The 15,178-nt window shown below is 54.1% G+C and carries 10 protein-coding genes and 1 pseudogene; 4 read left to right on the top strand and 7 right to left on the bottom strand.

The window, feature by feature from the left end:
• Window positions 1-33 precede the first annotated feature (33 nt).
• Window positions 34-1,503, top strand: coding sequence for an MFS transporter (locus H2P46_RS01265; protein ID WP_193403389.1), 1,470 nt, complete (start codon window positions 34-36; stop codon window positions 1,501-1,503).
• 32 nt (window positions 1,504-1,535) lie between these two features.
• On the opposite strand, the gene idi is transcribed toward H2P46_RS01265, so the two are convergent.
• The 3 genes and pseudogenes from idi to H2P46_RS01280 all read right to left on the bottom strand — a co-directional run.
• The gene (gene idi, locus H2P46_RS01270; protein WP_193403390.1) at window positions 1,536-2,072 is read right to left on the bottom strand and encodes an isopentenyl-diphosphate Delta-isomerase; all 537 of its coding nucleotides are present in this window, start codon (window positions 2,070-2,072) and stop codon (window positions 1,536-1,538) included.
• A gap of 154 nt (window positions 2,073-2,226) precedes the next feature.
• Complete coding sequence (locus H2P46_RS01275) at window positions 2,227-4,122, bottom strand: methyl-accepting chemotaxis protein (protein ID WP_193403391.1); 1,896 nt, start codon at window positions 4,120-4,122, stop codon at window positions 2,227-2,229.
• A 160-nt stretch (window positions 4,123-4,282) separates the two neighbouring features.
• Window positions 4,283-5,302, bottom strand: a pseudogene (locus tag H2P46_RS01280) (suppressor of fused domain protein); the annotation flags it as partial.
• Between the two features lie 86 nt (window positions 5,303-5,388).
• On the opposite strand from H2P46_RS01280, the gene istA reads away from it, so the two are divergent.
• Window positions 5,389-6,417, top strand: coding sequence for an IS21 family transposase (gene istA, locus H2P46_RS01285; RefSeq protein ID WP_193403392.1), 1,029 nt, complete (start codon window positions 5,389-5,391; stop codon window positions 6,415-6,417).
• Window positions 6,414-7,202, top strand: a complete 789-nt coding sequence (gene istB / locus H2P46_RS01290; RefSeq protein ID WP_193403211.1) for an IS21-like element helper ATPase IstB — start codon at window positions 6,414-6,416, stop codon at window positions 7,200-7,202. The genes istA and istB overlap by 4 nt, the downstream gene beginning before the upstream one ends.
• Window position 7,203: 1 nt before the next feature.
• Here the strand turns inward: istB and H2P46_RS01295 are convergent, their stop codons facing one another.
• From H2P46_RS01295 to bglX, 3 genes are all read right to left on the bottom strand, one after another.
• Window positions 7,204-7,359, bottom strand: coding sequence for a hypothetical protein (locus H2P46_RS01295; RefSeq protein ID WP_193403393.1), 156 nt, complete (start codon window positions 7,357-7,359; stop codon window positions 7,204-7,206).
• Between the two features lie 202 nt (window positions 7,360-7,561).
• Entirely contained in the window at window positions 7,562-8,431 is an 870-nt protein-coding gene (locus tag H2P46_RS01300; protein WP_193403394.1) for an oxygenase MpaB family protein, read from the bottom strand.
• Window positions 8,432-8,495: 64 nt separating this feature from the next.
• Window positions 8,496-10,793: a beta-glucosidase BglX gene (gene bglX / locus H2P46_RS01305; protein ID WP_193403395.1), complete on the bottom strand. Its 2,298-nt coding sequence runs from the start codon at window positions 10,791-10,793 to the stop codon at window positions 8,496-8,498.
• A gap of 154 nt (window positions 10,794-10,947) precedes the next feature.
• Between bglX and dld the strand changes: the two genes are divergently transcribed.
• Window positions 10,948-12,651: a D-lactate dehydrogenase gene (gene dld, locus H2P46_RS01310; protein WP_193403396.1), complete on the top strand. Its 1,704-nt coding sequence runs from the start codon at window positions 10,948-10,950 to the stop codon at window positions 12,649-12,651.
• Window positions 12,652-12,711: 60 nt separating this feature from the next.
• Here dld and H2P46_RS01315 read toward each other — a convergent pair whose 3' ends face one another.
• Window positions 12,712-15,144: a DUF3772 domain-containing protein gene (locus tag H2P46_RS01315; protein WP_193403397.1), complete on the bottom strand. Its 2,433-nt coding sequence runs from the start codon at window positions 15,142-15,144 to the stop codon at window positions 12,712-12,714.
• Window positions 15,145-15,178: the final 34 nt, after the last annotated feature.

Below are 15,178 nucleotides of genomic sequence, written 5' to 3' on the forward strand. Positions count from 1 at the left end.
TGCTTACCCAGTTTAATAAGAACAGACAACATCATGTCCGACTTAACATCTTCAGCCCATGTGGCAACAGCAGGGAGCGCGCCTACGGGCGAAACGCAATGGATCCGCAGCGCGTCAGACGTTTCAAATCTGATCAATCATAGCGATAACGCCCGTAATAACGCACGCATCGTGGTGGCTATCGCCCTCGGCGGGGTATTTCTCGATGCCTACGATTTGGGCGCGCTGGCGTTCGGTATCAAAGATATGGCGCGGGAATTTAATCTGTCTCCGACCGGCACGGGTTTGGTGGCCTCATCCATCACCTTCGGCGCGATTGTTGGTGCGTTGATTGGTGGCTACCTCACCGACAAAATCGGCCGTTATCGTGTATTTATGGCCGACATGTTTTTCTTTGTAGTGGCCGCGCTGGCTTGTGCCTTTGCGCCGAATGAATACGTGCTTGGTGGCGCTCGCTTTGTGATGGGATTGGGCGTTGGCATTGATCTACCGGTGGCGATGGCATTCCTGGCGGAATTTTCGAAGCTGCGTGGCAAAGGCAATAAAGCCGCCAGCGTGGCGATGTGGTGTCCAACCTGGTACGCCGCCATCAGTATCTCTTATCTGCTGGTGCTGCTGCTGTACGGCGTCTTGCCGGAAAGTCACGCCGACTGGCTGTGGCGCTTAATCCTTGGTTTCGGCGCCGTGCCCGCGATTCTGATCATCGCCATTCGCAGCCGCTATATGAGCGAATCGCCGGTTTGGGCTGCTAATCAGGGCGATTTGCAAGGAGCCGCCAGTATCCTGCGTAGCGCGTGGAATATTAATGCCCAGGTGGCGAAAGATGCATCCCTGACGCCAGAAAAACCCGCACGCCGCGCCAGCTGGCGCAACTATAGCGCGCTGTTACAGGGCATCTATCTGCGTCGTACCCTGCTGGCTACCATCACCTCGATTGCATCGTCGTTTGCTTATAACGCAGTGGCTTTTGGCCTGCCGGTGATTATTTCCAGTTTCTTTGCCCAGTCTATGCTAACCACAATTTTGGTTTCGCTGGCGCTGAACCTGCTGTTTGCCTTTATCGGTGGGGTGCTTGCGGTACGTCTGGTGCCGCGTCTCGGTGCGTGGAAGATGTCGGTGGTGGGTTATAGCTGTCAATGTATTGCGCTGCTGGGGCTGGCCTTAATCGGTCGCCCGGAAGGCGGCCAGGAAGCGGCACTGGCTATCGCTATGCTGGCGCTGTTCCTGTTTGGCCAGGGCTTTGGTCCAGGTTCGCATACCATGACGTTTGCTTCACTGAGTTACCCGACGTCACTGCGTGGCGTAGGAGTCGGATTTAACCAAACGTTGATGCGCGGCAGCTCAACGGTATCCCTGTTTCTGTTCCCGGTGTTAGTCGCCGCGTTGGGTACCGGCGTGTTTTGGGTGATCTTCCTGGCTCCGCTGGCCGGCTTACTGGCACTGCTGGCGATTCGCAGGGAACCGTCAGGCTATGATGTGGATGCGGAAGATTTTAATCAGTAAGCGACAGGCCGCACCCAATGAGGTGCGGCTTTTTATGAAGCAGGAAAGCTAAACGCGTCGAGACAGGCCGGGATACGCGGAAAGGTATATAAAAACCACGGCGTGAACTGTTGCGGATTCTGCGTCATTTGCTGCTGGATTTCCTGAACCGAACGATAGTCAAACGCATCCGCTTCCTGCGGATTAAGATTCGGCATTTCATCGCAGACGGCAAAAAAGACGTGCCCGTATTCGTGTTCGGTCAGTCCATTGCTCAGCGGCAGGTTGTAGCTCAACTCAAATATCGGCGTTAGCGAGACATTCATCCCCATCTCTTCACGCAGGCGACGTTCAGCCGCATCCTGCGTTGATTCATGCGGATAAGGATGACCGCAGCAGGTGTTGCTCCATAATCCACCGCAGTGATATTTATTGCTGGCGCGACGCTGCAGCAGCAACTCATGCCGGGAGTTGAATACATAAACCGTTACCGCACGATGTAATAATCCCTTCTCATGCACTTCCAGCTTTTCCATTTTGCCAGTGGGGCGATCAAGATGGTCGACGAGGATAACTTCAATAACAGACATGTCGGTTCCTTGCGATTAATCCTAACTATTTTGGCACAGGATGTGGGGTTTGCAGCGCATAAAATCGTGCTTTTTCTGAGGAGGCCGTATCAGCCACGGCTTGCGGATGGGGAACGTTATTCAGGCCAGCGGGATAGCTGACCTGTTGAAACAATTACAGCCTGAAGCTTTGCACTATTGATTCCAGCTGCACGCTTTGCGTTTCCATTGCCTGAGCGGCGGCAGAAACCTGCTCAACCAGGACGGCGTTCTGCTGCGTGGTGCCGTCCAGCTGAGTAATGGCGACGTTAACCTGCTCAATACCCATACTCTGCTCCCGACTGGCCGACATGATTTCACCTATTAATGTGGTCACGCTACTGACGCCCTGCATCAGCTCATCCATGGTGTTACCCGCCTGCTCTACCAGCTGGCTACCGGTATCGATATTGGCTACCGACTCTTCAATGAGCTTTTTGATTTCACGCGCCGAATTCGCCGAGCGTTGCGCCAGGTTACGCACTTCTGACGCCACCACTGCGAAGCCGCGGCCTTGTTCACCGGCTCGCGCCGCCTCTACCGCCGCGTTCAGTGCGAGAATATTGGTCTGGAATGCAATGCTGTCGATGACGCTAATAATATCTACGACTTTACGTGACGAGTGATGGATCTCGCCCATGGTGCTGACCACCTGACCTACCACGTCGGTGCCACGCGCCGCGACTTTTGACGCATCGTCTGCCAGTTGGTTGGCGTGAGTCGCATTATCCGCGTTTTGACGTACCGTGCCGGTCAGTTGCTCCATGGATGCCGCCGTTTCGACAATCGAACTGGCCTGATCTTCCGTACGCGACGACAGATTGGCGTTGCCGCTGGCGATTTCACGCGAGGCTGCGCTAATCGTCAGCGCACTTTCACCCACCTGGCGCATCAGCCCTTGCAGGTAGCTAATAAACTGGTTGAAGCTTTGTGCCACCGCGTTGAACTCTGGGCTGCTGCTGGCGGGCAAACGCTGGGTTAAATCGGCGCCTCCCATCGATAACGCTTCGATATTTTTATTCAGCACATTAAGGCGTTTCATCATAGTGCGCACAAAACCGAGTAACACCAGTAACAAAATCGCCGCCAGCGGGATCTGCACCAGACCAAGACACGTCAACATCGTGTTGGATTGCGCATTCAACAGACTGGTTGGTACGCTACTGGCGAGATACCACGGGCTGCCAGGAATGGCTTGCAGCAACAAGCTTTGCTGACCATTGTCGCTGTCAAAAGTGGTTTCTGCTGGTTGAGTTCCGGCATCCGCCAGCATCGCCTTTAACGGCGCGGCCATCGGCATTTTCAGGTCGGCCAGGTTCTCCAGCTTCGGTGTGGCGCCCACCAGCGCGGCATTACCGACGACTTTACCGTCGGCTTCAACGATCAGTACCTTGCCGTGGATCGCTTCGCCCATCTGCTTGGCTAACTGATTAAAGAAGCCGAGGGTGACGTCAATCGTCGCAACCCCCCATACGGAGCCACCGCGATAAATCGCCATGGCACAGTTAGTACGCGGCTGCGGGCTGGCGGCATCCTGATACGCTTTTGCCCAGGCGCACTGGCCTTTTGCCGCTGCCATACCGTCTTTATACCACGGCTGCTCCCAGTATTTATCGGCCGCCTCTGAGTTCCAGTAAGTGTTTACCCGTAGTTGATTACTGGCATCACGAGCAAAAAAGCTGCTGGCTTTCTCTTTGTCTGCGTCACGGCGATTCGGTAACGGCCAGATGCCGCCGCCGAAGACATTGCTGTCTTGATATTGGTTAACCAGAGCAGGCAACACGGTCTCGATGGTGGCGCTTTCCATAACGGATGCGGCTTCAGTAATGGCACGTTGCTGCGCCTGCACCCGGTTCATCTGTTCAACGATGCTACTGGCGAGCGAGTTAACCTGGTAACGCACCAGCCGACTTTCATTGTGGATCAGCTGTGGTGCGACAAACTGGTTGATCACTAATACGGTAATCAACATCAGCAAAATAAAGAACGCGATGAGTGTTGCGGTGAAGCGGGATTGGGTTGTTTTGAACATCTTTGTTCCCTCAAGCCTGGTGCGGCGCAATTGCCTGATCCGATTTAACGGCTTGCGGCTGGAGAACTTGAGACAGAGAAGATCACAGTTTGGAGAAATTATTGATTAGGGTGAGAATTTAGTTTGCGGGGATCAGGAATATCTCCCACAAACTAAAAAATTATTCCGCCGAATCCACGACCTGCTGCCTTGGCCGGAAAATGTGATTGCTCCCTTGCGCGGTCAGCAATTCGCGTAGACGCTGGCCGCCATGCTCATCTGCCTGAGCGAAAATCCGCTCGGCTTCCGTTACGGGGGTGGCCCACAGTAATTTAGGCCGGTCACTGTCGCGTTTCGGTAATTTAAACTGCGCTTTATCTTCTGCCAGCTCGTTCGCCAGCAAAAAACTTTCAAAACCAACCGGCGCAACTTCTGACGCTAACGTATGCCCTTCGCCCAGCCATGTCAGGCGTGCCCAGGGAAGATGAACAAACTCTGCCAACGCGCTGGCCATTTGTACCGCGTTACCTTCCGTCATCACTTCGCCGTCAACCGCCATCGCCAGTTCAACCCGGCGATACTGAGGAGCCAGCTCATCAAACAGATAATCCACTTGCGGCATAGGACGAATGCTCATCCCCAGCGTCAGGAAATACCACGCGCCCTGATACCAGTGCTGGGAAATCGCCATAGGTGGCCAGCTTCCCTGATCGATAGCGTAATATTTTACCGACTCGCCGAAGTGCGCCTGATAACACGCCATCAAATCTTTTTGCACCCTGTCCCATTCGCTGCCGTCGTGCCATTCGCGCCAAAACTGACGCTGCTGTACGGCACGGGCATAGTAATCATTGGTAGATGCGGAACCCAGCGGCGCAGTCAGCCGGTTCTTTTTAATGCAGCCTGCGGAAAAGCTGACCTGTTTGTCCTGATACAGGCTCCACCCTGGGATCACCGCCAGCAGTTGGCCGTAATACCACAGTGCAGCGCCATCATCACTCGGTTCCCACAGCACCTGCAAACCCGCAGGATCGAGTGCCGGCTCGGCTTCCAGCGTGCGGCAAAACTCTGCGCTCAGTAGCGGTGCAATACCCTGCTCCATCGCTTCGCGATCTTCCTGGGCGGGCGCGGGCGCAAGATTACGCAGCCAGCAACCGCGCACTGCATACTGACTGCGAAACAGATCCGTCGGCCAGATGTAGTGTCGCTACCGATGTAAAACTGGCCCACCTGCCGATGTAAATCTGACCCACCTAGGGTAAAAATGGCAGTTTTAAGGCACTGCCAATGATGACATTGGAGACCAGAGTGGAGATTAGTGTTTTACACCGTCAGGGCATGTCGATACGCGCCATCGCGCGCCAGCTTTCATGCTCTCGTGAGCCCGTTCGCAGATATATTCGTACCCCGCTGCCCGTAGCGGATATGCGCTACAAGCCTCGCGCACCCAGACCCTGCAAGCTTGACCCGTTCAAGACCTATACCCTTGAGCGCGTGGCCGCTGCCAGGCCCCTCTGGATACCCGCCAGTGTGCTGCTGCGCGAGATCCGTCAGCGTGGTTACGAGGGTGGTTACAGCATGCTGACCGCTTTCCTGCACCCCATTAAGCAGCCCGTCACTGAAGAGGTAACACGCTTCGAGACCGAGCCTGGCTTTCAGATGCAAGTTGATTTCACCATCATCAGACTCGGTCATAACCCATTGCTGGCCTTTGTCGCCACGCTGGGCTGGAGCCGCGCGACTTTCGTCAAGTTTTACAGCAACCAGGACTCCGCTGCCTGGTGTGACGGCATTGAGTCTGCGCTCAGGTTCTTCGGCGGGACGCCGCATCAGCTGCTGTTCGACAACGCCAAGGCCATCATCATTGAGCGCGATGTCTACGGCCCCGGTAAGCATCGCTGGAACCCGCAGTTGATGCACGTCGCCGAGAAGTATGCCTTTACTCCCAAGGTCTGCCGACCCTATCGCGCCAAGACCAAGGGTAAGGTTGAGCGGTTTAACCATTACCTCAAGAACAGCTTTATCGTGCCTCTTACCGCGACCTTCCGGCAGGCCGGGCTGGTACTGGATGTACCTGCTGCCAACACACGCATCGGCGAGTGGCTGGTCACCGTCGCGAACACACGAGTGCATGGCACCACAGGCGTACCGCCTGAGCAGCGCATGCCGCGCGAGCGTGCTGCGCTATTGCCGTTACCGAAGGTCACGTTGGCATTGCCTGCACCTGTCCCAGCGCTCAGCCAGCGTCCGGTGCCGACCGAGAGCCTGCAACATCCTCTGGCAACGTACCAGGCCTTGCTCGAGGTGCCAGCATGAACCTTCAACATGATCGTATTGCCGCGCTCTGCGAGCAACTCAAGCTCGACCGCCTGCCGGCAGAGTGGCCGGGTGTGGCACAGGCGACCATCGACAACAGCGGCACGCATGCCGACTTCCTGGAAGCCGTTTTGCAGCTCCAGCATGATGGCCAGAACGAACGGCGTCGCCAGACCATTTTGCGGTTATCAGGCCTGCCGGTGATAAAAACACTGGAGCAGTTCGATTACGCCTATGCCAGTGGCGTTCCACGAAGTCAGATCCAGGAGTTGGCGGGTCTGACATTTATCGAACGTCAGGAGAACGTTGTCCTGCTCGGGCCTTCTGGCGTCGGCAAAACGCACCTGGCGACCGCCATTGGCTATAAGGCCGCGATGGCGGGTTTAAGCATTCGGTTCATTACCGCCGCCGACATGATGCTGCAACTGATGGCGTCACATCGTCAGGGTGACCTGAAGGGCTACCTGAACCGCGTCGTAGGTAAACCTAAGCTGTTGATCATCGACGAAGTGGGATATCTGCCGTTCGGTAAAATGGAGGCGAACCTGTTCTTCCAGGTAGTCGCTAAACGGTATGAGTCAGGCAGCGTGATCCTGACCAGCAACCTGCCGTTTACGCAGTGGTCCGGAACGTTTGGTGATGACGAGACACTGACGGCAGCGATGCTGGATCGGCTGCTTCACCATGCGCATATCGCCCAAATCAGCGGCCAAAGCTATCGACTGAAAGATAAGCTGAAAAGCGGTCAACTCCAGAAGAAAACGAAAGCAACAACGCTCGAATGATTCAAAGGGGGTGGGTCAGTTTTACTTTGGCAGGGTGGGTCAGAATTCGATCGGTATTGACAATGTAGAAATAAGCGGTGCGCGCATTTTGCTCGACAATCGCTGTCAGGGTATGTTGCTGATTGTGGACTTCAGCAATCAGGGGTTGATACGTCATAGAGCCTCAACAAAGCGGGAGGAATTCTTTTTCCCCGAGATTAGAGCAGGATCCTGACTGCTGCCACATGAGGCAAGGGTAAAACTCTCAAAGTGTGAAAAGCACAGTTTAAGGCAGGCGGTTTAAAGCCAATTCGTTATAAGCCCTCAACCTGCCCATTGTCTGTAGGTACGTTAAACCGGTAAGCGAGCCTGGCAGAATATTAAGGCTCTCTTCCCATCCGCAGCATAGCGCGCTGATAAGCGCCACGCTGAATTGACCAGCGCAAGGTGCCAGCAACCAGATTAATTTGCCGATCAAGCCAGTATTGCTGCCAGCGACCAACACGATAACCTGACATTTGCTGCGCCCAGTCCGGCATCAAACTTATTCCCGCTTTCAGCATAACATTCATCACCGGCCTGGCCTGCCAGCCTGGTGCAGGCGCGTTCATCAGCGTGTGCGTGACGTCGGCGGTGCGCGCATCAAAGCGCAATTCGCTACGCATGACCTGCAGATAATGTTCGACTTCCGCGCAACTTTTAGGCACCTGCTGCGCGCCCAGTGCTTCGGCGATACTAGCCGCCTCATGGTAGTAGCGGTCTTGCTCGGGCAGCGTAAGAGAGGGATTTTTATAGCGCAGGTGAGCGGCAAGGAATCGACTGGTTTCTGCTACGTGCACCCATGTCAGTAAGTGCGGATCGCTGGCGGCATAAGGTTTGCCTGCGCTATCAACGCCGGTCACTTTCAGGTGGATACGCTTTACCCGCTCAATAAGTAGCTGCCCATCGTGGCGGTTACCAAAGGTAGTTACCGCAATGAACTGGCTGGTACGACGCAATCGTCCCAGCATATCTTCACGAAAGTTTGAATGGTCCCACACGCCTGCCAGCGCGGCGGGATGCAGCATTTGCAGCAGTAGCGCGCTGATACCGCCACACATCATCGAAGTGAAATCGCCATGTACACGCCAGATAATGCTGTCCGGGCCAAACAGACCTGGATCGCCGGGTGGCTGAGAAATGTCGAATTCGTTAAGTGAGAGGCCGTTCAGACGAAAGACGTGTTGCTGAATGCGTTGCCGAATGTTCATGTTATATCGTGTGCGTTGCTCCCTTACTTCATCATAAGCATAAAGAGCAACGCACCTCCGCCTCTTACAAATAATCGAACTGTGCATCCTGGGTTCGCACAGAATCCAGTCCGATCATGACATTGAATTTGCCCGGCTCCGCCACGTGCTGCATTTGCTGATTCCAGAACTTCAGCGCATCAACATCAATCTTAAACGTCACCGTCTGCGATTCGCCCGCTTTTAGCATGATGCGTTTAAAACTGCGCAATTCCTGCACCGGACGACTCAGGGACGCCACCGGATCATTCAGATACATCTGCACCACAGTAGCGCCGTCACGTTTGCCGCTGTTGGTTACCGTCACGCTGGCGTTAATCGTGCCGTTACGCGGCATGGTGCGCGACGACATCGTAACCGGCGAGACCGTAAAGCGGGTGTAGCTCAGGCCATAACCAAACGGATAAAGCGGACCGTTAACCGCATCGTAATAATGCGAGGTGTACTTATTTGGCTTTTCAAAATTGTAAGGACGGCCCGTAGGCAAATGGTTGTAATAAATCGGGATCTGACCCACAGAGCGGGGGAAAGAGACCGGCAGTTTGCCCGATGGATTGTAATCGCCGAACAGCACATCAGCGATAGCATTACCGCCCTCGGTGCCGCTAAACCAGGTTTCCAGCATCGCATCCGCCATGCGATCTTCATTGGCGACCGCTAGCGGACGACCGTTCATCAGCACAATCACCAGCGGTTTGCCGGTAGCCTTCAGCGCGGCAAGCAGTTTTTGCTGGCTCTGTGGAATCAGCAGCTCACTACGGCTGGATGCTTCGTGTGCCATGCCCTGCGCTTCACCGATGGCAGCAACCACCACATCAGCCTGCTTAGCCTTTTCTACCGCTTCATCAAGCAGCTGCTGCGGAGAGCGTTTATCAACGGATACCGCTTGCTCATACAGATTCAGGAAATCCTGAATGCCTTTGTTATCAGAAATATTGGCGCCTTTGGCATACAGCAGCGTCGCCTTGCCCGCCGTGGCGTTACGCATACCTTGCAGCAACGAAATGGATTGCTTCGCCACGCCTGCGGCTGACCAGCTTCCCATAATGTCGCGCTGGCTGTCTGCCAGGGGGCCAATCAGTGCAATGGTGCCCGTTTTTTTCAGCGGCAGGGTTTCCAGACGATTTTTCAACAGTACCAGACTTTTACGCGCCACGTCGCGCGCTTCAGCACGGTGTAAGCGGCTTTCGGCATTGGTATCCGGCGGATCGCTCTCCTTCGGACCAAGATGGCTATAGGGATCGTTAAACAGCCCCATATCGTATTTCACGTTCAACACATGGCGCGCCGCATCATCAATTTCCGCCATGCTCACCGCCCCCTTTTTCACCAGGTCCGGCAGATATTTGCTGTAATACTCATCGCTCATACTCATATCGACGCCAGCTTTCAGCGCAATGCGCACCGCATCTTGTGGATCGCTGGCCACGCCATGCTTAATCAGCTCTTTAATTGCGCCATGATCGCTGATGGTGATGCCTTTGAATTTCCATTGTCCGCGCAGCAGATCCTTCAACAGCCAGCCATTGGCGGTCGCCGGTACGCCATTAATGGTATTAAGCGACACCATCACGCCACCACTGCCTGCCTCTAGCGAGGCTTTATAAGGGGGCAGGTAATCCTGAAACATGCGCTGCGGACTCATATCAACCGTGTTGTAATCACGCCCGCCTTCCACTGCACCATACAGCGCGAAGTGCTTTACGCTGGTCATAATGGAATAGCGATCGGCCGCGCTTTTGCCCTGCATGGCTTTCACCATGCTGCGACCCATTTCCGCAGTGAGATAAGTATCTTCACCGAAGCCTTCCGAGACGCGTCCCCAGCGCGGTTCGCGGCTGACATCGACCATCGGTGCCCAGGTCATATTCAGACCGTCATCAGCAGCCTCATAGGCAGAAATGCGGCCCACTTCACTCACCGCATCCCGATCCCAGCTCGCCGCTAACCCCAGCGGAATCGGAAAAATCGTGCGCTGTCCATGCACCACGTCATAGGCAAAGAACAGAGGGATTTTCAGACGGCTGAGGTGCATGGCCTGGTCCTGCATGGCGCGAATGTCCTGACGCGTCACTGTATTAAAAATCGCGCCGACCTGGCTTTTGCGAATCATCTCGCGGATTGCTTCTTTAGGATTATCGGGGCCAACGCTTATCAAACGTAGCTGGCCGATTTTTTCATCCAGCGTCATTTTTTTTAGCAGATCGTTGACGAAGGCGTCGCGCGCCTGTTCCGTCATGGGATGATGACTAATCAGCTCCTCTGCCAGTGCGGGTTGCATAGCGAGGGAGACAGCGAGACTAACAGAGTAAATCCATTTCATCAGATCGGGTTCTCTTAAGTGACTACGCAGTATCGAATTAACAGGCGGCAGTGTGCCACAAGTTCAGAATAGCGGGTAGCTGACGCTGGCACACTGGTCCCGTGCGCCTGACGTGCTACATTAATGACGCACGAATAAGACAAGGGAATTGCCCATGATAAACATCTCTGCCCTACTTTCCGATTTACGCAGGTTAGTCGGCCCCTCCCATCTCCTGACTGAAGCAGCACAGACGGCACGCTACCGTAAAGGCTTTCGTTCAGGCGAAGGGGATGCCTTAGCCGTGGTTTTTCCCGGTACGCTGCTGGAATTGTGGCGGACCTTACAAATACTGGTAAATGCCGACGTTATTATTTTGATGCAGGCCGCAAATACCGGACTGACAGAAGGCTCGACGCCGCACGGCAACGATTACGATCGGCCATTAGTGATCATCAGCACGTTACGGCTTGATAAGTTACAGCTGATCGAGGATGGCAAACAAATTTTAGCGTTTCCAGGCAGCACGCTGTATCAGCTGGAAAAAACGCTCAAGCCGCTGGGCCGCGAGCCGCATTCGGTGATCGGCTCCTCATGCATTGGCGCATCGGTACTCGGCGGTATCTGTAATAATTCTGGCGGTTCGCTAATCAAACGCGGTCCGGCTTACAGCGAAATGGCGCTGTTCGCGCAGATTGATGCGCAGGGTAAATTAAAACTGGTGAACCACTTAGGTATTGATTTAGGTGCGTCACCAGAAGAGATTTTAGGTCGCCTGGATGATGATCGCTGGCAGCCCAAAGATGTACAACATGATGGCCGCCACGCATCGGATAGTGAATATGCCGAGCGGGTGCGCGAAATCGACGCCGATACCCCGGCGCGTTTTAATGCAGATGCGCGTCGGCTGTTTGAAGCTTCAGGTTGTGCGGGTAAGCTGGCTGTCTTTGCAGTGCGACTCGACACCTTTCCCATCGAACCGCAACAGCAGGTTTTCTATATTGGCACCAACGATGTTGGGGTGCTGAGCGATATGCGCCGTCATATTCTGGCGCACTTCAAAAACCTGCCGGTTGCTGGCGAATATATGCATCGTGATATTTATGACATCGCTGAAGTTTACGGCAAAGACACCTTCCTGATGATCGACAAGCTCGGTACTGACAAGATGCCGCTGTTTTTCACCCTGAAAGGTCGCGTTGACGCCTGGCTGGCAAAGCTATCTTTCGTTAAGCCACATTTCAGCGATCGTGTATTACAGCGTTTGAGCCGCCTGTTTCCGGCGCATTTGCCGCAGCGAATGAAACAATATCGTGATAAGTACGCGCATCATCTGATGCTGAAAATGTCCGGTGATGGCGTGCAGGAAGCGCGTGATTATCTGAAAGACTGTTTTCGTGAAGGCGGGGGCGAGTACTTTGAGTGTAAAGGCACAGAAGGTGCACACGCGTTTCTGCATCGTTTTGCCGCCGCGGGTGCTGCGGTACGCTACCACGCGGTGCATTCGGATGATGTCGAAGATATTCTGGCACTGGATATTGCTCTGCGTCGCAACGATCGCGACTGGTTTGAAACGTTGCCGCCGGTAATCACCCAATCGCTGAGCCACAGCCTCTACTATGGCCATTTCTTCTGTCATGTATTCCATCAGGATTACATCGTGAAAAAGGGCGTAGATGTGCACGCGCTGAAGGAGAAGATGCTGGAAATCTTACAGGCGCGCGGCGCAGAATATCCGGCAGAGCACAACGTCGGGCATCTGTATCAGGCCAGGCCGCAACTGGCTTCGTTTTATCGCCAACTTGATCCGACCAACAGTTTTAATCCCGGCATTGGAAAAACCAGCAAACAGAAAGGCTGGGCGGTAAAGCAAATTTAAGCTATTTTTCTTAAAAAATTTATAGAAAAGGCATTCTTTATAGTGAATGCCTTTTTATATTTACGGCATCGGCTCTTCAGCCGCCGCTTGTTGCCGACGTTCGATAATCATTGTCTGTGGCGCTGACAGCACGATGCCCTCTTTACGCAATCGGGTAAGAATGTCGAACAGCAAATCACTTTTCGCTCCAGAGATCTGACGCTGGCTCGACACATTACCGGTGACGCTGAGCACAATGCCCTCCGGCGTCAAATCTTTAAACGATACTGACGGCTCAGGTGTTTCCAGGATGCGTTCGTTTTCGTTATACACTTCCAGCAAAATTTCACGTACCCGTACCGGATCGATGTTCAGTGGGAAAGTCAGCAGAATGGTGACCACCCCTTGCGCATTGCCCATGGTCGCGTTGCGTACGTTTTGCGAAATAAGCTGCGAGTTCGGCACAATGACCGTTGACTTGTCGCTAAGCTGAATCTCGGTAGCACGCACGTTGATGCGGCGAATATCCCCTTCTATTCCGCTAATGCTCACCAGATCGCCCACTTTCACCGGACGTTCGGTCAGCAGAATAAGTCCTGAGATAAAGTTCTTTACGATCTCCTGCAAGCCAAAACCGATACCGACCGACAAGGCGCTAACAATCCAGGCCAGCTTGTTCCACTGCAAACCCATGATCGACAGCGTCAGCAGAATAATCAGTACATAGCCGACATTGCTGAACAGCGTTACCAGCGAGACGCGCATACCAACGTCCATGGTCGTTTTCGGCAGAAAATCGCTATCCAGCCAGCGACGTACCGAACGCAGCACATAAATACCGACGATCAGGCAAACCAGCGCATTGACCATGTGCGCCGGAACAATATTGAGCGATTCCAGCCCCTTACCGCCCCAGAATTCGATGGCTTTTTGCAACAATTCAATCGGGGTTGATGAGGCGAAAGTGGCGTTCAGTAACGCCAGTACCACAAACAAAATCAGGAAAGTTTTGCCAATGGCCGCTAATACCGTTGCCGTTTGTTGCAGGTGGCGCTCATCAATATTTAGCGAACTTTGAATACGCCTGCCGGATGGGTTGTTGGTGGAAAATAAACTTTCACAGCCGTCGTTGAACAGATGACTGAGGAAATAAAACGAGCCGAACAGAATACCGCACCAAATTACCTCGTAACTCAGAAAGCGAGCCAGCGTAACGTATCCGATAATCAACGATAGCAGAATTGCAATCGCCATCAGCGTCAGCGCCATATGTATCAGCCCGACTAACGTCGAGCGCGCTTCGGGCGGCGTGGCTGCCTGCACCATACGACGGCGAGCGCGATTGGTGCGTATGCTGATAGCCAGCGCGGTGCTACCAATCAGCAACGCGGTCAGGCCGTTAGCAAAAATGGTGGTATTCAGGCTGGTGCCAACGCTGTAGTTAAACGCTTCTACCGTCTGGAAAATAAACACCAGCAACGCCGTAATCGGCGGGAATGGCTTCAGTGCCAGAGCGACGTCGTTAGAAATCGCCGGTAAGCGCCAGCTTGGACGACGCGTAGATAAGAAGGCACGTCCTAAACCCGCAATCAGTCCACAATAGACGCTAAGCTGCACCAGACGATCCACAAAGTCCTGTACATCGGTAGACACTTCATCACGGCGTGTAAAAGCCAGCGCAATAAAGTTGAACGTCAGCACCACCGCAACCAGGGTCGTTAGCGCAATAGCCGCAGCGAGAAAGCTGCGGCGCAGTCGGCCTTCAGGCATTTTATGAATGCTGATGCTGGCGAGAAACTCTTCGCTGTAACGACGGCCCGGCACCATCACCAGTATGGCGGCAATCAGCCAGGCGATAGTGCCGAAACGCCAGCCCGGTTCCCAGGACAGCCCGGCGGTATCTTGCAACTCGTCAAGGAAATCACTGATCTTTTCGCCATCAAGATCCTGGCTATTGAACACCGGGGCCCAGAAACGTGGGCCGAAAATACTGCCGGAGTTTAGCGCCAGCTGACTTTTCAGCTGATCGCGACGCAGGTTAACGATTTGCGAAGAGAGCGTCAGTGCGCCGTTTTTAATGCCTTCGGCCTGCTTGATCTGCGCGTCCATTTTGCTCTTTTGGCTCTCAAGCGCGTTACGTTTACGCGTGACTTCCGCGGTCTCTTTCATATCGCTGTCTGACTTCGGTGCCGGTCCAAGCACCGCCAGCTGGGCTTCCAGCTGCTGACGATCCGGCAGCAATGCCTGTCCCAGCGTATCGGCATTACCTGACAGCTCCAGCGCCATCTCATTCAGCTGACTGAGTTTGCTTTCACTGGTTTCACCCGACACCTGACCTTTAATCTTGTCGAGGATCTTTTGCATTTTTGGCAGCTCAACCGCGGCATTCACCCTGGGTTGCGTCTCTTGTTCCTGTGCGGCGCTCGCCGCATCGTCCGCTGCCAGGCTGAGTCCAGGGGCAAAGAACACCAGAGCCAGCATTAATAGCATAAAAAAGGATTTTAACTTAAACATGAGAATGAGATTCCGGCACAATAATCAGGCGATA

This window comes from Mixta mediterraneensis (genome assembly GCF_014946725.1).
In the GTDB taxonomy this organism is placed as follows: Bacteria; Pseudomonadota; Gammaproteobacteria; order Enterobacterales; family Enterobacteriaceae; genus Pantoea; species Pantoea mediterraneensis.

Coding starts and splice junctions, on each gene's coding strand:
- H2P46_RS01265 (WP_193403389.1), top strand. CDS start 34: ATGTCCGACTTAACATCTTCAGCCCATGTGGCAACAGCAGGGAGCGCG.
- idi (WP_193403390.1), bottom strand. CDS start 2,072: ATGTCTGTTATTGAAGTTATCCTCGTCGACCATCTTGATCGCCCCACT.
- H2P46_RS01275 (WP_193403391.1), bottom strand. CDS start 4,122: ATGTTCAAAACAACCCAATCCCGCTTCACCGCAACACTCATCGCGTTC.
- istA (WP_193403392.1), top strand. CDS start 5,389: ATGATGACATTGGAGACCAGAGTGGAGATTAGTGTTTTACACCGTCAG.
- istB (WP_193403211.1), top strand. CDS start 6,414: ATGAACCTTCAACATGATCGTATTGCCGCGCTCTGCGAGCAACTCAAG.
- H2P46_RS01295 (WP_193403393.1), bottom strand. CDS start 7,359: ATGACGTATCAACCCCTGATTGCTGAAGTCCACAATCAGCAACATACC.
- H2P46_RS01300 (WP_193403394.1), bottom strand. CDS start 8,431: ATGAACATTCGGCAACGCATTCAGCAACACGTCTTTCGTCTGAACGGC.
- bglX (WP_193403395.1), bottom strand. CDS start 10,793: ATGAAATGGATTTACTCTGTTAGTCTCGCTGTCTCCCTCGCTATGCAA.
- dld (WP_193403396.1), top strand. CDS start 10,948: ATGATAAACATCTCTGCCCTACTTTCCGATTTACGCAGGTTAGTCGGC.
- H2P46_RS01315 (WP_193403397.1), bottom strand. CDS start 15,144: ATGTTTAAGTTAAAATCCTTTTTTATGCTATTAATGCTGGCTCTGGTG.